This is a genomic window from Micromonospora sp. GCM10011542 (assembly GCF_042650685.1).
In the GTDB taxonomy this organism is placed as follows: domain Bacteria; phylum Actinomycetota; class Actinomycetes; order Mycobacteriales; family Micromonosporaceae; genus Micromonospora.
Genome location: NZ_JBHSBO010000040.1, coordinates 326,757 through 347,465, shown reverse-complemented (window position 1 = coordinate 347,465; position 20,709 = coordinate 326,757). Strand labels below are relative to the sequence as shown.

The window sequence follows — 20,709 nt, the reverse complement described above, 5'->3', positions numbered from 1 at the left end:
CCATCCCTGTTCGCGGCGACCGTACGGCCGAAACTCGCTTGCCGCGCACCGTGGGCTCCGGGAAGGTGGTGCGCATGACGTTCTGACGGCAGCACCTTCGATGCCCCACGACCGCACGCCGCCCACGCGTGCCGCCCTGCCGTCCGTCAATCCCGTTCAGCGAGAAGAGAGCCCCCTTGTCTCCGCAACACTCCGGTCCGGAGGCGGTGCTGCCGCACACCCCGGCCACCGTCACCGTGTTCGCCTCCCCCGCCAGCTGGATCGAGTCCGACGCCGTCGCGCAGTGCCACCAGGTGGCCGCTCTCGACGGCATGATCCACGTCGCCGGCATGCCGGACCTGCACCCCGGCAAGGGTGCCCCCATCGGCGCCGCCATGGCCTCGACCGTGCTGTACCCCTTCCTGGTCGGCTCCGACATCGGTTGCGGCATCGCCGTCTTTCCCATCGCGCTCAAGCGGGCCGTGCCGGAGAAGCTCGCCGCCCGGTTCCCCGACCTCGACCGCGCGCTGGACCGCGAGCGCGACGCCGACGACCGGGCCTGGTCCGTCCTGGACGGCGACATCCCCGCCGGCCACACCGACGGCTTGGGGACGGTCGGCCGGGGCAACCACTTCGTCGAGCTGGCCCGGGTGGAGACCGTCGTCGAGCCGGACCGGGCGGGCCGTCTCGGGCTCGCCGCCGGCGACCTCGTCCTCGTCGTCCACAGCGGCTCACGTGGGCTGGGCGAGCGGATCCTGCGGGCGCACACCGAGGTGCACGGCGCGGGCCCAGCCCCCGATCCGGCCGCCTACCTGGCGATGCACGACGCCGCCGTACGGTGGGGATCGCTCAACCGGCGGCTGATGGCCGCGCGGGTCGCGCACGCCCTGGGCGCCGAGCCCACCGAGCCGATCGTCGACCAGTGCCACAACCTGGTCGAGGTCCGCGACGGGGTCTACCTGCACCGCAAGGGGGCGGCGCCGGGTGACGGCCGCGACGTGCTGATCGCCGGCACCCGAGGCACCCCTTCCTACCTGGTCGCCGCGCACGCCGGGCCGGACGCGAACCATTCCGTGGCGCACGGCGCGGGTCGCAAGATGTCGCGCGCCGACGCGCTGCGCCGGGGCCGGGCCAAGCACACCGTCGCGGAGCTGCGGCGCACGCCGGTGGGGTCGCTGGTGGTCTGCGGCGACCGGCAGCTCCTCTTCGAGGAGGCGCCCACGGCCTACAAGCGCATCGAGCAGGTGATCGCCGACCTCGTCGACCACGACCTGGCCACGCCGGTGGCCACCACGGTCCCGCTGGTCACCTACAAGACGCCCGACGTCGGGTCCCCGCCGCAGCGGGAGCAGCGCCGTAGGCGAGGCCGGCCGTGACCGCCCACCTGCTGCTGTCGGCCGGGCGGGGCCCGCAGGAGTGCGCCTGGGCGCTGGCCCGGCTCCTGCACCGCCTGGAAGCCGACGCCGCCCGTCAGGGTCTGACGGTCCACCGGATCCAGACCGTTCCGGGTGACCGACCCGGCACGTACCGATCGGTCCTGGTCCGGATCGCCGGCGCCGACGCCGGGCCGTTCGCCGACTCGTGGACCGGAACCCTCTGTTGGCAGGCGCCCAGCCCGTACCGGGCCACCGCCCGCAGGAACTGGTACGTCCTCGCCCACCCGTGCCAGCTCGACACCCACCGCACGCCCTTTCGGGAAGCGGACGTCGACGTCGTCGCCTGCCGTACCGGCGGGCCGGGAGGCCAGCATCGGAACAAGGCCAGCACGGCGGTACGGGCGACCCACCGCCCCTCCGGGATCGTCGTCGTGGTCGACACCGAGCGTCAGCTCAGCCTCAACCGTCGTATCGCCCTGCGGCTGCTCCGAGAGCGCCTCGCGCAGGGCGACGAGGCGGCACGGCGTGCGGACACCACCGCCCGCTGGCGCGTCCACGACGAACTCGTCCGCGGCAACCCCACCCGCACGGAACGTCCGGCAAGCCCGTCGGTCCACTGACCGGGCCCGCCGGCGGGCGGGGCCCCAGGGTCGCTCAGGCCGCCGCGCCCAGGTGCAGCGCCCTCAGCACGACCAGCGCCACGAGCACGGCCGCGAGCCCCACCGCCACGGCCGCCTGCACGCCGCCGCGGTGCCGCTGCGGGGCGTACGCCATTCCCACCGCTGCCACACCGCCGGCCAGCAGCCCGCCGAGGTGGCCCTGCCACGCCGTGAACCCGGCGGAGAGGACCATCCAGACGGTCAACCAGATGATCATCCGGTTCCGGTCGAGCGGTTCGTAGCGCAGACGACGGCTGACCACGTAGTAGCAGGCCGCCAGACCGTAGATCGCCCCCGACGCGCCGACCGCGCTGCCGTGCGGAGAGATCAGGAAGAACAGCACCGAGCCGCCGAGCGCCGCGAGCAGGTAGACGGCGAGGAAGCGCAGCACGCCCAGCCGCTCCTCCAGGATCCGCCCGAGCAGCCAGAGCCAGTACATGTTGAACAGGATGTGCGTGATCCCGAAGATGCCCTGGGTCGGTTCGAGGTGCAGGAAGGTCGAGGTGAGGAGCCGGTACCACTCGCCGTGGGCAATTCCGACGAGCTGGTAGCCGTCGTAGCTGCCGCCGTCGTCCACGAAGTACCGGCCGCTGTCGTCGACCAGCCCGGTGCCCAGGTTGGCAAAGCGGTCGACGACCGACGGCCAGACCAACTCGGCCAGGTAGACCAGGACGTTGAGCCCGATCAGAGCGTACGTGGCCACCGGCCGACCCATCGATCGCCCGCCGAAGACCGTGCGGGACTGCCGCACCGTGCGGTTCTCCGAGCGGATGCACTCGGGGCAGCGGAAGCCGACGGGCGCCTCCCGCATGCAGTCGGGGCAGATGAAGCGCTCACACCGGTTGCACCGCACGTACGTCTCGCGACGGGGGTGCCGGAAGCAGGTCGCATTCGCCTCGGACGGCGGCTGCTCGGTGTCCAACGTGTCCATTCAGTCCGGTCCTGGAGTCGATGCGTGGGCTGGCCGACGGCAGCGGCCGGACGGATCGCCCCGGCCGCGTTCGCCGCGCCATGGTAGCGGTCCGGCGAGATCGGCGAGGTCCACCGGGCAGCGCACCTGGCGCGGCCGGCGACATCTTGCGACGCTGACGCTTGTGTATGACTACGACCTGTTGGTGCTGGGCTCCGGGCCCAGTGGTCAGAAGGCCGCGATCGCCGCCGCCAAGCTCGGCAGGCGGGTCGGCATCGTGGACCGCCGCGACATGATCGGTGGGGTGTGCATCAACACCGGCACCGTTCCCTCCAAGACGCTGCGTGAGGCCGTGCTCTACCTGACCGGCCTGAACCAGCGGGATCTGTACGGCAGCAGCTACCGGGTCAAGGAGGAGATCACGGTCAGCGACCTGGCCGCCCGGACCCAGCACGTGATCAGCCGGCAGACCGACGTCATCCGCAACCAGTTGGCCCGCAACCGGGTCGCGATGATCACGGGCACCGGACGGTTCGCCGACGCGCACTCGGTCTGGGTCGACGGCGGCTCCGGGCGCGAGTCCAAGGTCACCTTCGACCGGATCATCATCGCCGCCGGTACGCGCCCGGCCCGCCCGGAGAGCGTCGACTTCGACGACCGGACGATCGTGGACTCGGACGGCGTCATCAACCTGCAGGCGGTGCCCCGCAGCATGGTCGTGGTGGGTGCGGGTGTGATCGGCATGGAGTACGCCTCCATGTTCGCCGCGCTGGGCACCAAGGTGACGGTGGTCGAACGCCGCGACCGGATGCTCGAGTTCTGCGACGAGGAGGTCGTCGAGTCGCTCAAGTACCACCTGCGCGACCTGTCCGTGGCGTTCCGCTTCGGCGAGGAGGTCGCCGCGGTGGAGAAGCACCAGACGGCGGCGCTGTGCATCCTGAAGAGCGGAAAGAAGATCGTCGCGGACACGGTGATGTACTCGGCCGGCCGTCAGGGCCAGACCGACGATCTGGCGCTGGAGGCGGCCGGGCTGGCGGCGGACCGGCGCGGCCGGATCGCGGTCGACGCGAACTACCGCACCGCGGTGGACAACATCTACGCCGTCGGTGACGTGATCGGCTTCCCGGCGCTGGCGTCCACGTCGATGGAGCAGGGCCGGCTGGCCGCGCAGCACGCCTGCGGTGAGCCGGTACGCGCGATGCACGGGTTGCAGCCGATCGGCATCTACACGATCCCGGAGATCAGCTTCGTCGGGAAGACCGAGGAGGAACTGACCGACAGCTCGACGCCGTTCGAGGTGGGCGTCGCGCGCTACCGCGAGCTGGCCCGCGGCCAGATCGTGGGCGACTCGTACGGCATGTTGAAGCTGCTCGTCTCGCCGGACGACGGTCGACTGCTCGGCGTGCACGTGTTCGGCACCGGTGCCACCGAGATCGTGCACATCGGGCAGGCGGTGATGGGCTGCGGCGGCACGGTCGACTACCTGGTCGACACGGTGTTCAACTACCCGACGCTGGCCGAGGCGTACAAGGTGGCCGCCCTGGACGCGTCCAACAAGATTCGCAACATCACCCGGATCGACGGTTGATCGATCGAGGTGGCCGGCACGGGCCCGTAGGAGGTGAGGCCCGTGCCGGCCGCGGTGACCACCCAAATCACCGTCCGCCACTGGTACGGCTCGGACCGGGGTCTCCGGCCGGCCGCGCCGGTGTCGTTTCGCTCCGGGCGACGTCCGCGTCGTGATGGAGGGCGCCCGGGAAGACTCTGGGGTCGCGAGCCGCGACGACGTCAGCGCACGGCCGCCGCCTCATCCTGCCGCTCGTCCGCGCCGATCGGCCCGCCGGCCCGCGTCTGGTCGCGACCGGCCGTGCGCGCCGGGCGGGATCGGGGCACAAGGTGAGGTGCCCGGCCGGCGCTGAGGTCCTCGATCCACCCGAGGGCCAGCACCATCGCACTGAGGATCACCAGGGCCATGACCAGGTATCCGAGCTGGCCCAGCCGCCAGAACCCGGTCAGATCGCCGACGGCGTAGCAGACCGCGATGGCGGCGTTGTGCCACAGATAGATGGTCAGGGCGCGACTGTTCAACGTCGTGACCAGCCAGTCGAGTGACCGGATCCGGGCCAGCCACGTCATCGACGGGGCCATCCGCAGCAGCAGCAGGACGAACCCGAGTGACCAGAACGCCTGCGCAACCGGGATGTCGTTGAGGTCCAGCCCCGCCTCCGGGTGGGTGGCGACCCAACCGAGGGCGATCGCCAGGCACACGGCGGCGAGGGCGAGCAGGGACGGAAGCGGAAATCGACGCAGCCGGCCGTCACGGTGCGCGAAGCCCACCAGCCAGCAGGCGCTGAACGTGGCCAGGTCGGTCACCACCGATTCCACCGGCTCGCTCAGCAACGGTGCGGTGGTCTGCAACAGGACCACGCCGGCCAGCGGGGCGAGCACGGACCACACCGGCCAGCGCCGGTACAGCGCCAGCATCGCGGGTGAGAGCAGCACGAGCCACAGGTACGCCACGAGATACCACAGCACGCCCGTGACGTCCGCCGCCCACTCGCTGCCCGGTGGCTGCACCAGCGGCACCAGCCAGTTCAGCAGCATCTGCCAGGCGGGGCGACCCTGCCAGCCGTGCCAGACCATCAGGGGCAGGAGCACGAGGCCCAGGGCCCACAGCGCCGGGAGCAGGCGTCGGACCCGGCTGCCGACCGCGCGCCCGGGTGCGCGGTCGAGTGAGCTGGCCATCAGGGAGCCGCCGAGGGCGAACATCACGCCTATGGCGGGGAAGGCGAAGCTCAGCCACGCCGCACCGAACAAGTGGTAGGCGACGACGCGGCCCAGCGCCAGCGCCCGCAGCGTGTCGAACCAGCGGTCGCGCCCACCGTGCCCGCCCGCGGGGACGCCAGCGGTGCGGGGCTCGGCGACGCGCTCGTCGTGCGCCACGTCGCCGGCCCGCTTCAGTTTCCGCCAGCCCAGCCGGGTGCCGGTCAGTGCGGTCACCACGGACCGGGCGAGGACCAGGTACATCAGCTGGCGGTAGGCGAACTGCTGGATCGGCAGGGCCACCAGCGGGCGCAGTGGTTCCCGGTCCAGCCGGAAGGCCACCGCGGCGGTCACCGTCTGCACGGCGAGCATCACGACCCATGCCAGCGCGGTCGCCTTCGTGTCCAGGAAGAAGAGGCCATAGATCGCCAGCAGATCCAGCACCGGGCCGAGCAGGGGCAGCAGCACGCCGAAGAGGGCGAGCATGGGCAGGCCGAAGCGACCGAACCGGCCCGAGGCGCCGCGGTCGAACACCGCGCCCCGGTGCTTCCACATCGCCTGCATGGTGCCGTAGCTCCACCGGTAGCGCTGCCGCCACAGGTCACGGACCGAGGCGGGCGCCTCGGTCCAGGCGCGGGCGCGGTCCTGGTACACCACGCGCCAGCCGGCGCGGAGCACCGCCATCGTGACGTCGGTGTCCTCGGCCAGGGTGTCACCGCTCATCCCGCCCGCCTCGACCAGGGCGCGGCGCCGGAAGGCGCCGATGGCGCCCGGAACGGTGGGGATGCAGCCCAGCCTCTCGTAGAACCGGCGGTCCAGGTTGAAGCCGATGACGTACTCGATGTGCTGCCACTGGCCGAGCAGCCGCCGCCGGTTGGCGACCTTCACGTTGCCGGCCACCGCGCCGATCCGCGGGTCGGTGAACGGCTCGACCAACCGCCGGATGGCGTCGGGTTCGAAGACGGTGTCCCCGTCGACGGTCACGATGAGGTCGTGCGAGGCGTACAGGAGGCCGGTGTTGAGTGCGCTCGCCTTGCCGCCGTTGGGTTTGCGGATGACTCGGACGCCGTCGAGGCCCAGCGAGTCGACGAGGTCGGCCGTGCCGTCGGTCGAACCGTCGTCGACCACGATCACCTCGATGTCCCGGTGGTCGTTGGCCACCAGCGAACGGACCGTGGCGACGATGCCGGCCCGTTCGTTGTACGCGGGCACGACCACCGACACCGGTGCGCTCGTCACTCCCCAGGGCCAGCGGTGTACCCGCCTGCGTCGAGCCAGCCGGCTGGCGAGCAACAGCAGCAGCAGCGTCCGGGCCATGACGAGGATGCCGACCACCACGAAGAGCAGGAAGAGGCCGCGCATGATCAGATCCGCCAGTTGGATCGACCACGCCACGGGTGCCGCCCGCCAACGTTCCGCGGTGGAGGCGCGGACGTTGCCGACGATGGCGGCCGAGCCCGGCCGCGCCCGGTTGATCCCGCCGCTGACCGTGGTGAAGGTGTAGCCGCGAGCCTGCATCAGTGGGATGTACCGGTCCAGCGCCGCGATGGTCTGCGACCGGTCCCCGCCGGCGTCGTGCAGCAGCACCACGGCTCCCGCGTCCTCCGCCGGGGTCATGTTGCGCACGATCGCGTCCACGCCGGGTCGGGCCCAGTCGTCGCTGCCGAGATCGTTCACCACGGTCAGGTAGCCGCGCCGGGCGGCCTGCCGGATCACCGGCCAGTTCCCGTCGTCGATGGCGCCCGGCACCGACGAGTAGGGAAGGCGGAGAAGGCTCGTCCGGACGCCGGCCGCGTCCACGATCGCCATCTGGGTCTGCGCGTACTCCATCCGTTGCCGCCACGCCGGCAGCATGCTCACGTCCGGGTGGGTGAAGGTGTGCACACCGATCTCGTGTCCTTCCGCGGCGATTCCTCGGGCCAGGTCCCGGTGGCGGGCCACCTGTGAACCGATCACGAAGAACGTGGCCGGCGCCCGGTGCCGGCGCAGGACGTCGAGCACCCTGGGCGTCCAGACCGGGTCCGGCCCGTCGTCGAAGGTGAGGGCGATGGTTTTCGGGGGCAGCCGGTAGGACCGGGGTTGGTCGCCCCGGACGTCGAGCACCGGCCCACCGTCGACCACGGCGGTCGGCACGGTGCGCTGGTCCTCGGCCTCGCGTACGTGGTCGGGACTGAACCGGGAGTTCGCGTACGCCTCGACCAGCAGCACACAGACGACCACCACCGCGAGGGAGGCGCCGACGAGTCGACCGGTCCGCGGGCCAAGGCTGCCCGACGGGCGGTCACGGGTGTGGTTCTCGGCGGGACGGTGGCGGTTCCGCAGGATCATCCGGCCGCTCCCGGTGTGGGATCGGCGGTGGCCGGTGGCGTCACGGTCGGCGAGGCGGTGGGCGGCGGGGTCGGGATCTCGGGCACCTCGGCCGGCGGCACCGGTCGGGGCGGCAAGACCGGCGGCGACCAGTCGCCCGGAGGAACCTTGGGCGAAGGGCTGGGCGCTGGAGCGAGCGGGCGGATCGTCGGCGTGACCGTCTTCCGTGGCTGGGTCGTCGCCTTCGGCTCGGGAACCGCCGGCTCACGTACCGGGACCACCGGGTCCTCCGGATCCGGGACCTCCTGCCGCGCTGGACCGTCGAGGGGGGACGGTGCCGGGGTGGGCCGGTCGCCGGCCTCGCGGGGGGCGCCTCCGGCGGAGAGCGGACCGGGCTGAGCCGGCGTTGAAGGGCCCGGAAGCAGGGCGCTCGCGGCCAGGGGCAGGTAGCTCAGCGAGGCCGCCGCGACCAGTACGCCCGCGCGTTGAATTCGGCGGCGTCGGGTGCCGGTGACGTCGACGAACACCGGCTGGGCGGGGCGGGGCGGGGCGGTTGCCAGTGGTAGCTGCGGACGGCCGGGCACGCGATCGGGGGGCAGGTGAACAGGCACCGGTCGAGGTTATGAGCAAGTTTGTTGGCAAATGTCTTGATCTGCGAGTCAGGAGGTGCACAGTTCTTCCACCATTCGCATATCCGGATTCGATGTCCGGTACGGCACAGAAGTGATGGACGTGCCGCCAGCGCCCGAACGGGACGAAGAGGCAGAAGTGTCCTGAGGACGGGAGAGGCCGGCAGGCCCAGATCGCACCTCGGACGAGTCAGAAACCGTCGGGTTTGCGAGAATCAACGGCACACACACGACCGACGAGAAGGTGCGTATGCCATCTGCACAGGACCCGTGGCCGACGCTGGACGAGCTGCTGCGGGAGGAGGGCGAGCTGGAGCTTGCCGGCCTGTCGGAGTCGGACGCGTACGAGTTGGGGATGCGGGCCGTCGCCGCCGCGCGGGAGCAGCGCCTGCCGATCGCGGTGGGCGTGTGGCGGGCCGGGCGCCAGTTGTTCCACTGCGGCCTGCCGGGCTCGACGCAGGACAACGACGCGTGGCTGCGGCGTAAGGGGCGAGTGGTGATGCGGTTCGAACACTCGTCGCTGTACATGGCACGGCTCTGCCAGGACAAGCAGGTGACGCTGACCCAGCGGTACGCCCTGCCAGCCTCGCGGTACGCCGCCGCCGGCGGCGCGGTGCCACTGCGCGTGCGCGGCACCGGGGTGGTGGGGTGGTTCGGCGTCTCCGGGCTGCCGCAGCTGGAGGACCACCGGTTCGTCGTCGATGTGCTGCGCACGATGCCGCGGTAGTCACGCGCTCCGGAGCGGCCGGCGTGCAGCGGGCCCACGGTTGGGGGCGGTCCCCCCGGGTAACCGTGGCGGGGCGCGCGGAGGAGGTGGGTCGCGCGTCGCCGGATCCGTGTCCCTCCTACCGATGGGTGGCTGCTCATGAAGGTCAGGAACTCGCTGCGAGGGTTGAAGCAGAAGGTGAACTCCATCGTGGTGCGCCGTAGGGGAAAGACCTACGTGATCAACAAGTCCGACCCGCGGCAGAAGGCCCGCCAGGGCTGACGCGCGCCCGACGCCTCCCGGCTGGCAGGTATGCCCGCGGCCCTGCCGGGTAGGCGGGCCCGGACGACGAGCAGGGAGGCCCGATGAGCGACGCCGCCGCGAACCAGCCCGCAGGCCGACCGCCCCGGCCGGCGGACCGCCTGGCCGAGGACGTCGCGGACGTGGTCCGCGAGGAGGTGCGGGCGGTACGCGCCCAACTGGCCGATGCCGCCCGCCCGGCCGGCATCGGCTTCGTACTGCTCGCCGCGGCCGGTGGGTGCCTGGTGCTCAGCGCCGGCGCGGCGTCGACCACCGTGTTGCGCATGCTGGAGTCGTTCCTGCCCCGGCGGCTCGCCTCGGCCGGTCTCACCGCCGGCTACCTGGCGGCGGCCGTCTTCATGGGTGCGTCGGGCCTGGAACGGTTGCGCGCGGCGGGGGGCAGTTCGGCTCGACTCGCCGACGACGTCCGCGACGCCGTGTCGGCGACCGCCGCGCGGGTGGTTCCCGCTGGCTCCGCCGCCGCCCGGGACGCGCTGGAGCGGTGAGGGCGACGAAGGGATGACCGTGCGGATCCCTCAGTTCACCGTCGAACGGTGGGTCAACTCGCCGCCGCTGACCCCCGACGCGTTGCGCGGTCGGGTGGTCCTGGTCGACATCTGGGAGTACACCTGCATCAACTGGATCCGCACGTCGCCGTACGTCAAGGCCTGGCACCGCGACTACGCGGACCTGGGGCTGACCGTCATCGGTGTGCACGCGCCCGAGTTCGAGTTCGGCAAGCGGGCCGAGAACATCGACCGGGGCATCCGCGACCACCAGCTCACCTACCCGATCGCGCTCGACAACGACTTCACGTTCTGGAGAGCCCTCGGCAACATCGCGTGGCCGGCGCGGTATCTCTTCGACGCGGACGGGAGACTCGTCGAGCGGTGGATCGGTGAGGGCGACTACGACCGTACGGAGGCGGAGATCCGGCGGCTTCTTGTGGCCGGAACGGCCGGGGCGGACCTGCCGCCGGCCACGCCCGAGGCGGCGAAGTTCGTGGCCACCCCTCAGCCCTCCTACGCCGACGTGACGGAGGAGACCTACCTCGGCGCCGACCGGGGCATTCCGGGCTCGTTCCAGGTGACCGGCGACTGGCACAGCGGCGGCGACTACGTCGAACTTCTCAGCGGCCCCGGCGAGATCGCTCTTCCCTTCAACGCCGGCGAGGTGAATCTCGTCGTGCACCCCGGGCCGTCCGGGGACGCCGCGCTGACGGTGCGACTGGACGGGCGACCGGTCGGCGACGAGCGCGGCGCGGACGTGGGCCCGGACGCGGTGGCGCGCATCGACGGGGCCGGGATGATCCGGCTCGTCGCCGGCGCGTCCCGCGACGATCACCTGCTCACCCTGACCGCCGATCAGCCCGGCTTTCGCGCGTACGCCTTCACCTTCGGCCCCTGAGAACCCGTCCGCTCTTGACCCGAGCGGATGTCCGGCTTAACTTCATCGATCAGGAAGGTGTCTTTACTGATTCTTTCGAGCTGCCGTGGGAGTGCCGATGCGACCAAGCCGTCACCGCCGCCTGACCACCCTGGTCGCACTGCTGACCGTGTTGGTCACCGCCACCCCGCCGGCCGCCGCCAGCGCGGACGACACCCGGACCCAGCGTGCCGGCTACCACCGGGTCGGTTACTTCACCCAGTGGGGCATCTACGGCCGGGGCTTCACGGTCAAGAAGCTCGACACCTCCGGGGCGGCGAGCCGCCTCACCCACGTCAACTACGCCTTCGGCAACGTCAGCGAGGACGGGCGCTGCTATGTCGACGGTGGGCCGGGTGAGGGTGACGCCTGGGCCGACTACCAGCGCCCGGTCCCGGCCGAGGAGAGCGTCGACGGCGTCGCCGACGCCCCGGGCTCGGCGCTCAACGGCAACTTCGGCCAGCTCGCGAAGCTCAAGGCCAAGCACCCCGACCTGAAGGTGCTGATCTCGCTGGGCGGCTGGAGCTGGTCGACGTACTTCTCCAACGCCGCCCGCACCGACGCCTCCCGCAAGGCGTTCGTCGCCTCCTGCATCGACCTCTACCTCAAGGGCAACCTGCCGGGCGGCAACGGCGGCGCGGGCGGCCCGGGTGCCGCCGCGGGCGTCTTCGACGGCATCGACCTGGACTGGGAGTGGCCGAACTGGGCGGGCGAGCCGGGCAACGTCGTCCGCCCGGAGGACCGGGAGAACTTCACCAAGCTGCTCGCGGAGTTCCGCCGGCAACTCGACGCGTACGGCCGGACGACGCGCCAGCACTACGCGCTGACCGCCTTCCTGCCGGCCAACCCGGCCGCCATGGACGCCGGCTACGAGGGCCGCCGGATCTTCCGGTACCTGGACTTCGCCACCGTGCAGGGGTACGACTTCCACGGCGGCTGGGACCCGGTCACCAACCAGCAGTCGGCTCTGCGCGTCCCGGCGGGCGCACCGGACAACCCGGACTTCTCCGTCGAGGTGGCCATCGACGGCTGGCTCACCCGCGGCGCCCCGCGCGACAAGCTCGTCCTCGGCATCCCGTACTACGGCCGGGGCTGGACCGGCGTCACCGGCGGAGGTAACGGGCTCTTCCAGCCGGCCGCCGGGCCCGCGCCGGCCACCTTCGAGCCTGGGTACGAGGACTACAGGCAGCTCAAGACCCTGACCGACAAGGGCTTCACCGTGCACCGCGACCTGCGGGCCGGGCACGCCTGGTTGTTCGACGGCACGACGTTCTGGACGTACGACGATCCGGCGGTCGTGCTGCAGAAGACGCTCTACATCCGTCGCGCCGGTCTGGCCGGGGCCATGGTCTGGTCGCTGGACGGCGACGACGACAATGCCACGTTGACCAAAACGATCGACCTCGGACTGACGACCTGGTAGCCGTACCCGCGGGCCACCGGGGCAGGCATATGCCCCGGTGGCCCGGGTACCTCCCGGGCATGGCGCGCTACACGAAGCCCGAGCTGCGCGAACAGCTCAAGAAGGAGATCCAGGCCTCCGACAAGGGCGGCCGGCCGGGGCAGTGGTCGGCGCGCAAGTCGCAGCTGCTCACCCAGCAGTACAAGAAGCGCGGCGGTGGCTTCGAGGGCCCGAAGGACGAGCGGCAGAAGTCCCTGCAACGGTGGGGCAGCGAGGAATGGCAGAGCAGGGAGGGCGACACCCGGGCACGCCACGACGGCGAGACCGAGCGGTACCTGCCGAAGCGGGCCTGGGACCAGCTCTCCCCGGAGGAGCAGCGCGCGACGGACGCGAAGAAGCGGCGGGAGTCCCGCTCCGGCCGGCAGTTCGTAGCCAACACCCGACCGGCCAAACGGGCGCGCCGCAACGTCACGTCCGGCGGCGCCGCGGTGACGGAGATGACGGTCGCCGAGGCCAGCAAGGTCGTGCGCGACCTCGACAATCGGCAGCTCAAGGCGGCGCTGAAACGCGAGCGCGAGGGCCGGGCCCGCAAGACGCTCCTCCAGCGCCTGGAGTCGGAACTCAACCGGCGCTGAGCCGCGCCGGCACAGTCAGGAAAGTCGATGAAGCCTTGACCGCGATGTCGGCGGTTCATAGGCTCCGGCCACTGCGTGCTTTTCCCGAGAAGGGAAACATGACATGGCCCGATCGACGCATCCGTTCTCCACGACTCCCCCGAGGCGGTTGGCGAGCGCCGCCACGATCGCACTGCTGCTCGGCATGACCCCACTGCTCGGCGGCACGCCGGCCGCCGCCGCCCCGCATCCCTCCCCCTGCACCGACGACCCGGGCGCCCACCTGAGCACGGTGCCCAGCCCGGAGGCCGTACTGGGCTTCCCGCTCGGCGTCGGCCAGGAGCGCGTCGTCACCAACGAGGAGGTCCGGACCTACCTGGGCGCGGTCGACGGCGCCTCCGACCGGGTCGTCACCGGCGTCCTGGCGACCAGCGTGCTCGGCCAGCCGCTGCCGTACGCGGTGGTGTCCAACGAACGCAACGTCCGCCCGGCAGCGCTGCGCAGGATCGCCGACGACGTCCGGGACCTGCGGGACCCGCGCCGCACCAGCGGCAGGGAGGCCGCCCGGACCGCGAAGGACAGCCCGGCCATCGTCTGGGTCACCGCCAACGTGCACGGCGGGGAGAAGAGCGGCACCGACGCCGCGCTGAAGACGCTGTACGAGTTGGCGGCGGGCCTGTCCTGCGCGGTGGCGGAACGCAACGACAATCTGGTCACCATCATCGTCCCGACCCAGAACCCGGACGGCCGCGACGCCAACCGGAGGCAGAACGAGTTCGGCTTCGACATGAACCGGGACTGGTTCGCCCGCACCCAGCAGGAGACTGACGGCAAGCTGGAGCTCATGCGGCGGTACCCGCCGCAGGTCTTCATCGACGCCCACGAGATGGGTGGCCGGCAGTACTTCTTCCCGCCCAACGCCGACCCGATCCACCACGAGATCGCCGGCGAGGCGGTGGACTGGATCAACCGGATCGGCGACGCCAACAAGGCCGGGTTCGGCTACAACGGCGCCTGCGGCGGCGAGGTCACCACCGAGTGCTACTTCAACTACTCCACCTACGACCTCTTCTTCATGGGCTACGGCGACACGGTGCCGACCGCCGGCTTCGGCGCGGCCGGCATGACCTTCGAGAAGGGCAGCTCGTCGGCGGTGGCCGACCGGGTCCAGCAGCAGTTCAACACCCAGTGGTCCACCCTCGGCTGGGCCGCCGCCAACAAACGCGAGGTGCTGCGCGACTACTTCGACATCTGGACCGACGCGCTCGCCCAGGGCAGGGCCGGCATGCTGGAGCCGAACGAGGTGGTCCAACCCACCAACGAGGTCCAGTTCCCGGTGCCGGACATCCGGATCCGCTCGTACTTCCTGCTGCCCGACCGGCAGCTCGCCGACGTACGCCAGTTGGTCGAGCGGCTGCGCCGGATGGACGTCGAGGTGTACGAGGTGCGGCAGCCCACCCGGCTGCCGACCGCCCACGTCTTCGGTGGGCGCACGGCCCGCGACGTCACGGTGCCGAAGGGCGCCTACTGGATCCCGATGGACCAGCCGCAGAAGCACTGGATCCAGGCGATCATGGGCGAGGACCCGTACACCCCGTTCCCCTACTTCTACGACGTGTCGTCCTGGAGCAACCCGTTGCTGATGGGCGTGTCGACGGTCTACACCGGAGACGACGTCCGGCCGCGGGCGGAGCTGGTTCGCAGGATCTCCGGCGGTCACAGCGGGCTGGCGTGGCCCTGGGGCTCGTACGCGTACCCGTTGGACTCGGCGGCCGCCGCGGAGTTCACCTTCACCCTGCTCGCCCGGGGCGTACCGCTCGTGCGTGACCTGGACACCGGCGCGGTCGCCCTGCCGGCGACCAGGCTGACCCGGGAGGTCGACGACCTGGCCGAGCGGTTCGGGGTGACCCTGACCGCGGGCGGCCGGGCCGCCGGCACCCGGCTGCGACTGCCCGACGTGGGGCTGTTCCAGGGCACCGGCATCTCCACCACGTCCGGCTCGCACGGCGAGGCCCGCTACGTGCTCGGCAAGCGGTGGGGGCTGAACCTGACGCCGGTCACCACAGCCGACATCAACGACAACACCGAGGCGTTCACCGGACGCACGGTGCTGCTGGTGCCGGACGGCAGCAGCCCGACCGGCGGTCTGACCGCCGCCGGGCAGGCCAACCTGCGCACCTGGATCGCCCAGGGCCACACCTACGTGGGGCTGCGCAACGAGGGCACGCGAGTGGCCCGCGCCGCCGGGCTCACGTCCACCACCGAGAAGCCGAAGCCGACCGGCTACCAGGTCATCGGCTCGCACCTGCGGGTCGACGTCGACCAGGACAGCCCGGTCGCGCTGGGGCGGCCGGCGGAGGACTTCCAGTTCAACAACAGCGACCCGATCCTGAACCCGAGCAGCACCGGTACGAACGTGCTCACCTACCCGGCCGGTGACACCTTCTGGGCCAACGGCTACACCGTCGGCGTCGACACCCTGAAGGGGACGGCGGCGTTGGTGGAGGAGCCGACCGACGCCGGGCGGGCGGTGCTGTTCGCGTTCAACCCGCTCTTCCGGGCGTACAACGAGAACGGCCTGCACCTGGTGGCCAACGCGTTGCTCCACCCCGGCGGGCCAACCGTGGCGGACCCCCGACGCTCGACGGGAATCAACCCGGCGCGCGCGAGCGCCGCCGCGGCGCCCGTGCCGACGGAACTGGGCGGTGAGTGGCGGCCGATCAGCATCGAGGTGGCGGTGGCCGACCTGCCGCGTACCCGGGCGGTCGTCGAGCGGTTCACTGCCGACGCGCGGGTGTCCGTGGCGGGCGGCTCGGCCTACCTGGTGATCCCCAACCCGGACGGTCGCCAGGCCGACGAGCATCCGTTCCTGGGCGACCTGGTCCGCGCCCTGCGGGACACCCGGGTGCCGCTGCGGTCCGTGGTGGGCTGAGGCAGCCGGTGTAAGGAGGGGCTCCTTGTTAACGCCTGGCGTTAACAAGGAGCCCCTCCTTACACCGGTCAGCGACCGGCTCCCTCGGCGACGGCCGGGCGCTCGGCCGGGGCGGCAGCACGTCGCCGGGCCGGTCGCATGAGGACGGCCACGACCAGGCCGGCGAGGACGCCGACGGCTCCGGCCACGGCGAAGGTCGCCTGGACGCCGCTCACCCCCGCGGCGTGTGCCGCGTTGTCGAGCAGTTGCCGCCCGGCCGTCGGGGTGGCACGCAACAGGGCGGGCGTCTGCCCGCCGGCGATGGCGTGCGCGACCTGCGCCGCGTCCGGGATGCCACGTGCGGCCAGGCTGCTCTGCGCCCGGGCGGTGAAGACGCTGCCCAGTGCGGCGATGCCGAAGGCGAAACCGAGTTGGCGGGTCGTGTTGACCGCTCCGGCGGCCATGCCTCCGCGCTCGGGGGGCACCAGCGACATCGACACCAAGCCGAGGATGGGCGTCGCCAGACCGACGCCGACGCCGATCAGGGCCAGCCCCGGCAGCAGCGCCGGCCAACCGGCCGAGCCGTGCACGAGCGCCGCCGTGAGCAGGCTGCCGAGGCCGACGAGGAGCAGCCCGGCGCCGATCACCAGGTCGGGACGGCGGCCGTGCAGCACCCGCCCCAGCGCCGCCGAGACGCCGAACGCGGTGACGGACATCGGCAGGCCGGTGAGCCCCGCCGCGAGCGGACTCATCCCCAGCACGGACTGCAACCAGATCGAGGTGTAGGTGAACGTGGTGAAGGCGGCGAACGTCAGCAGCAGCCCGGCGAGCAGCACCGCGACGAACGAGCGGTTACGCAGGAGGGCGAGGTCGAGCATGGCGTGCCGGGTGCGCGCCTCGATCGCCACGAACCCGGCCAGCAGGACCGCCGCCAGGACGAGCAGCCACCAGACGGCGGCGCTGGACCAGCCGTCCTCGTTCGCGCGGATGAGCGCGTACGTCGTGCAGGCCGCCGCGGCGGTGAAGCTCGCCATGCCGGCGACGTCGATCCTGCCCCGGACGCGCGCCTGCGCGTCGGTGAGCGTGGTGACGCACAGCAGGATGGCGACGGCGCTGACCGGCAGGTTGACGAGGAAGATCCAGCGCCAGGACGCGCCCTCGGTGAGCAGCCCGCCGAGGATCGGCCCGACCGCCGCGGAGGCGCCGGCCACCGCGCCCCAGATGCCGTACGCGCTCCCCCGGTCCCGTCCGGTGTAGGCGCTGTTGAGCAGGGCGAAGGTGGTGGCGAACATCGCCGCCGCGCCCACACCCTGAGCCGCTCGCGCGGCGATCAGCACGCCGGCGTTCGGTGCGAGGCCACACATCAGCGACGAGGCGGCGAAGAGGGCGAGGCCGACGACGTAGGCACGGCGGTGCCCCACCCGGTCGGCGATCGAGCCGGCGCCGAGCACCAGCGCGCCCAGCGCGAGGGCGTAGGCGTCGATGACCCACTGCAACGCCCGGAAGGAGGCGCCCAGGTCGTCGACCAGGTCGGGCAGGGCGACGGTCACGATCGTCACGTCGACGAGGAGCATGAACGTACCCAGGCAGACCGTCAGCAGCGGCAGCCACTTGCGCATTCTGATACCTGTCTTCTTCCGTTGCGGGTGCGTCAGCGGGTCGGCGGGGTGAACTCGGGCTGGTCCAGCAGACGCAACCAGCTTCCGTCCGGCTGGCGTCGGACAACCTGTGCGCGGGCGCCGGATCCGTCGCTCGGCGGAGTGGAGGTGAGCGCGATGTCGCCGCTGATCAAGGTCGGCAGCGGTTGTTCCGGCTCGATGCGGGGGCGGTGGGCCAGCACCCTGCTCCACATGGCGTGGATCGCCTCCCGACCCACCGTCTGGCTGCCTGATCCGCGGGCGGCTCACCGTCGGAATGGTCGTCGGCTGCACCGTCACGCCCCTGTTCGACGCCCTCGCCGCGTTCCACCGGTCTCATCCCGGGGTGGAGATCTCGCTGCTGGAGGACAACTCCGACCGTCTGATCGAGGGGGTGGGCGACGGCACGATCGACCTGGCCCTGGTGGGGACCGCCAGCGCCGCCCCCCAGGGTCTGGACACGCTGACGATCATCAGCGAGCGGTTGGTGGTGGCGGTCCCCGCCGGCCACCCGCTGGCCGAGCGGGAGCGGCTACGCCTGCGCGATCTGGCCGCGTACCCGATCGTGTGCATGCCGCCGGGCACCGGCCTGCGCACGGTGTTCGACCAGGCCTGCGCGGCACAGCAGCTCCAGCCCGTGATCGCGTTGCAGGCCACCGCCGCGGACGCCATCGCCGACCTCGCCGCCCGTGGGCTGGCCGTCGGGATTCTGAGCGCCTCGATGGCCGCGCGCTACCGCGACCGGCTCATCGCCCGCACCGTCGAGGACCTGGCAGCACCCGCGCTGCTCGCCCTGATCTGCAAGAACCCGCGGAGCCCGGCGGTCCGCGAGCTGCTGGTCCACAGCCGGCAGGCGTTCACCGCTCCAGACGGCCGTCAGGCGGCAGCCCGGTTGCGGTAGGCGCGGGGGGAGAGCCCGGTGGTGCGTTTGAAGGCGACGCTGAACGCGCTTTCCGAGCCGTACCCGACAACGCGGGCGATGGTGGCCACGGTGTCGCTGCCCCGCCGGATCCGGTCGGCGGCCAGCTCGATGCGCCATTCGGTGAGGTACTCCAGCGGCCCCTTGCCGACCACGTCCTTGAACCGGGCCGCGAACGTCGACCGGGAGACGGCGGCGGCCCGGGCCAGTTCGGCCACCGTCCACGGGTACGCCGGACGGGCGTGCATGGCGCGCAGGGCGGCGGCGACCGTCGGGTCGGTCAGCCCGGCCAGCCAGCCCGAGATGCGGCCCGGGTCGTGGGCGAGGTGCAGCCGCAGGATCCGGATCAGCATGACCACGGCGAGGTGCTCGGCGACGAGGGTGGCCGCCATCGGCTGACGTCGCAGCTCGGCGTCGATCTCGGCGACCGCCCAGCGCACGGTGGCCGCCTCCGGCGTCGCGGCGGGGACGTGCAGGACCGGTGGCAGGTTGTCGAGCAGCAGCTCGCGGGCCCGCCCGGTGAAGGAGAATGCTCCGCCGATGAGGTACACCTCGTCGCCCTCGCCGGCGCGGGCGATCCCGTCGACGGCCGCGGCGAAGAGGGGGTGCGCCGGTTCGGTCGGCAGGTCCAGGTCGCTGGCGAGAGTGAACGCCAACGGCCGGGTCAGCAGGAAGCAGTCGCCATCGGCGAGGTGGATAGGATCGGTGACGCCGTCCACCCGCAGCCAGCACCGGCCCCGGCTGACCACGTTGAACTTGACCCCGGCCGGAGGGGGAAACCGGACCGCCCACCGTCCGCCCGCGGCCATCCCGGACGACAGGCGACCGGTCGCCGCGAGCAACGACAGCACGTCCTCCAACGGGTCCATCCGAACCCTCCTCCTGGACGTACGCTAAAGAGTGACGGATCCTAGAGTATAGGCAGTCCAGGTCGGTCGCTCGTAGCGTTGGCGTCATGACAAGCACTGCTCGCCTGAGCACCCGGTTCACCGCCCGGGCCACCGCCGCCGAGGTCCTCGACGGCGTCGACCTCACCGGCCGACGGATGATCGTCACCGGCGGCGCCTCCGGCATCGGCCTGGAAGCGACGCGGGCCCTCGCACGCGCCGGCGCGGAGGTCACCGTGGCCACCCGCGACCCCGGTCGGGCCGACGGCCTGGTCGCGGAGTTCGCCGGATCGGGTCCCGGCACCGTCCGGGCCGCCGCGCTCGACCTGGCCGACCTCACCTCGGTCGACGCCTTCGTCGCCGGCTGGGAAGGCCCGCTGCACGCGCTGGTGGCCAACGCCGGGATCATGGCGATCTCCGACCGGCAGCTCACCCGAGAGGGCTGGGAACTCCAGCTCGCCACCAACTACCTGGGCCACTTCGCCCTCGCCCTGGGCCTGCACGACAACCTCCGGGCCGCCGGCTCAGCCCGGGTGGTGGTCGTCAGCTCCGGCGCCCAGTTGCGCGCCGGCGTCGACCTCGACGACCCGCAGTTCGACAGGCGTCCGTACGACCCGTGGACCGCCTACAGCCAGTCCAAGACCGCGGGCGCGCTGCTCGCCGTCGGCATCGCCCGAAGCTGGGCCGCCGACGGGATCACCGCCAACGCGCTCAGCCCGGGGATCATCAACACCAACCTGCAACGCCACCTCTCCGACGAGGCGCTGCGCGGCTTCGGAGTGCTGGACGAGGCGGGCAACCGCATCGACCTGCCGAACTACAAGACCCCGGAGCAGGGCGCGAGCACCACCGTGCTGCTGGCCGCCTCGCCGCTGCTCGAGGGCGTCACCGGCCGGTACTTCGACGAGGACAACCAGGAGGCCGAGGTGGTGCCGGGCGGTCCCGAGCCCATGGCCGGGGTGGCCGAGCATGCGATCGACCCGATCGCCGCCGAGCGGCTCTGGGCGTACGCCGAAGGGGTTCTCGCCTCCCGCTGACCAGCCGACGGTCGGCGATCGCGCAGGTGGTCTCGGACCACCTGCGCGATCGCCGTCGTCCGGCGTGCCGGTGCGCCGCGTCCAGCGGTGCGGCGCACGGAGCCGGGTGCCCGGAGGCGCGGGACGGGTCAGAAGCCGAGAAGTAACAACACGCCGGCCGCGACCAGGCCGATCTCGACGAGAGTGACGAACAGCCGATCGCGAAAATGACCGCCGCCCCGTCCAACGCCCGGACTCCGCCCCCGCCG

General features: G+C 72.0%; 17 protein-coding genes and 1 pseudogene. 12 read left to right on the top strand and 6 right to left on the bottom strand.

The genetic code is table 11. The features are described 5' to 3' along the window. Positions 1 to 176 precede the first annotated feature (176 nt). Together ACFOW4_RS15005 and prfH are read left to right on the top strand one after the other, a co-directional pair. On the top strand, positions 177 to 1,355 hold the full coding sequence (locus ACFOW4_RS15005; RefSeq protein ID WP_377527995.1) for an RNA ligase RtcB family protein: 1,179 nt from the start codon (positions 177 to 179) through the stop codon (positions 1,353 to 1,355). Next, positions 1,352 to 1,975, top strand: a complete 624-nt coding sequence (gene prfH, locus ACFOW4_RS15000) for a peptide chain release factor H (RefSeq protein ID WP_377527993.1) — start codon at positions 1,352 to 1,354, stop codon at positions 1,973 to 1,975. Before ACFOW4_RS15005 ends, prfH begins: the two co-directional genes overlap by 4 nt. Positions 1,976 to 2,009: 34 nt before the next feature. Here prfH and ACFOW4_RS14995 read toward each other — a convergent pair whose 3' ends face one another. Then, positions 2,010 to 2,945, bottom strand: a complete 936-nt coding sequence (locus ACFOW4_RS14995) for a rhomboid family intramembrane serine protease (protein ID WP_377527992.1) — start codon at positions 2,943 to 2,945, stop codon at positions 2,010 to 2,012. 163 nt (positions 2,946 to 3,108) lie between these two features. On the opposite strand from ACFOW4_RS14995, the gene sthA reads away from it, so the two are divergent. Next, positions 3,109 to 4,512, top strand: a complete 1,404-nt coding sequence (gene sthA, locus ACFOW4_RS14990; protein WP_377527990.1) for a Si-specific NAD(P)(+) transhydrogenase — start codon at positions 3,109 to 3,111, stop codon at positions 4,510 to 4,512. A 200-nt stretch (positions 4,513 to 4,712) separates the two neighbouring features. On the opposite strand, the gene ACFOW4_RS14985 is transcribed toward sthA, so the two are convergent. Both ACFOW4_RS14985 and ACFOW4_RS14980 read right to left on the bottom strand, forming a co-directional pair. Next, a complete protein-coding gene (locus ACFOW4_RS14985) occupies positions 4,713 to 8,015 on the bottom strand; it encodes a glycosyltransferase (protein WP_377527988.1) in 3,303 nt (1,100 codons plus the stop codon). Next, on the bottom strand, positions 8,012 to 8,605 hold the full coding sequence (locus ACFOW4_RS14980) for a hypothetical protein (RefSeq protein ID WP_377527986.1): 594 nt from the start codon (positions 8,603 to 8,605) through the stop codon (positions 8,012 to 8,014). Before ACFOW4_RS14980 ends, ACFOW4_RS14985 begins: the two co-directional genes overlap by 4 nt. 268 nt (positions 8,606 to 8,873) lie before the next feature. Between ACFOW4_RS14980 and ACFOW4_RS14975 the strand changes: the two genes are divergently transcribed. From ACFOW4_RS14975 to ACFOW4_RS14945, 7 genes are all read left to right on the top strand, one after another. Continuing rightward, positions 8,874 to 9,350 (top strand): heme-degrading domain-containing protein, encoded by a 477-nt coding sequence (locus ACFOW4_RS14975; protein ID WP_377527984.1) that lies wholly within the window; start codon positions 8,874 to 8,876, stop codon positions 9,348 to 9,350. A 138-nt stretch (positions 9,351 to 9,488) separates the two neighbouring features. Then, complete coding sequence (locus ACFOW4_RS14970) at positions 9,489 to 9,611, top strand: ribosomal protein bL36 (RefSeq protein ID WP_377527982.1); 123 nt, start codon at positions 9,489 to 9,491, stop codon at positions 9,609 to 9,611. Between the two features lie 83 nt (positions 9,612 to 9,694). Further along, positions 9,695 to 10,135, top strand: a complete 441-nt coding sequence (locus ACFOW4_RS14965) for a phage holin family protein (RefSeq protein ID WP_377527980.1) — start codon at positions 9,695 to 9,697, stop codon at positions 10,133 to 10,135. Between the two features lie 13 nt (positions 10,136 to 10,148). Beyond that, a complete protein-coding gene (locus ACFOW4_RS14960) occupies positions 10,149 to 11,036 on the top strand; it encodes a redoxin domain-containing protein (RefSeq protein WP_377527978.1) in 888 nt (295 codons plus the stop codon). 97 nt (positions 11,037 to 11,133) lie between these two features. Next, positions 11,134 to 12,477, top strand: a complete 1,344-nt coding sequence (locus ACFOW4_RS14955) for a glycoside hydrolase family 18 protein (RefSeq protein ID WP_377527976.1) — start codon at positions 11,134 to 11,136, stop codon at positions 12,475 to 12,477. 59 nt (positions 12,478 to 12,536) lie between these two features. After that, positions 12,537 to 13,091: a DUF5872 domain-containing protein gene (locus ACFOW4_RS14950; RefSeq protein ID WP_377527974.1), complete on the top strand. Its 555-nt coding sequence runs from the start codon at positions 12,537 to 12,539 to the stop codon at positions 13,089 to 13,091. A gap of 103 nt (positions 13,092 to 13,194) precedes the next feature. After that, complete coding sequence (locus ACFOW4_RS14945) at positions 13,195 to 16,002, top strand: M14 family zinc carboxypeptidase (RefSeq protein ID WP_377527972.1); 2,808 nt, start codon at positions 13,195 to 13,197, stop codon at positions 16,000 to 16,002. A 68-nt stretch (positions 16,003 to 16,070) separates the two neighbouring features. On the opposite strand, the gene ACFOW4_RS14940 is transcribed toward ACFOW4_RS14945, so the two are convergent. Beyond that, complete coding sequence (locus ACFOW4_RS14940; protein WP_377527970.1) at positions 16,071 to 17,600, bottom strand: MFS transporter; 1,530 nt, start codon at positions 17,598 to 17,600, stop codon at positions 16,071 to 16,073. A 32-nt stretch (positions 17,601 to 17,632) separates the two neighbouring features. Continuing rightward, a pseudogene (locus tag ACFOW4_RS14935) lies at positions 17,633 to 17,869 on the bottom strand (YybH family protein); the annotation flags it as partial. On the opposite strand from ACFOW4_RS14935, the gene ACFOW4_RS14930 reads away from it, so the two are divergent. Next, on the top strand, positions 17,869 to 18,519 hold the full coding sequence (locus ACFOW4_RS14930) for a LysR substrate-binding domain-containing protein (RefSeq protein WP_377528182.1): 651 nt from the start codon (positions 17,869 to 17,871) through the stop codon (positions 18,517 to 18,519). The pseudogene ACFOW4_RS14935 and the gene ACFOW4_RS14930 overlap by 1 nt on opposite strands. Here ACFOW4_RS14930 and ACFOW4_RS14925 read toward each other — a convergent pair. Then, entirely contained in the window at positions 18,495 to 19,406 is a 912-nt protein-coding gene (locus ACFOW4_RS14925; RefSeq protein ID WP_377527968.1) for an AraC family transcriptional regulator, read from the bottom strand. The genes ACFOW4_RS14930 and ACFOW4_RS14925 overlap by 25 nt on opposite strands. An 86-nt stretch (positions 19,407 to 19,492) precedes the next feature. On the opposite strand from ACFOW4_RS14925, the gene ACFOW4_RS14920 reads away from it, so the two are divergent. Beyond that, positions 19,493 to 20,461, top strand: coding sequence for an SDR family NAD(P)-dependent oxidoreductase (locus tag ACFOW4_RS14920; protein ID WP_377527966.1), 969 nt, complete (start codon positions 19,493 to 19,495; stop codon positions 20,459 to 20,461). The last annotated feature ends 248 nt before the right edge of the window (positions 20,462 to 20,709 follow it).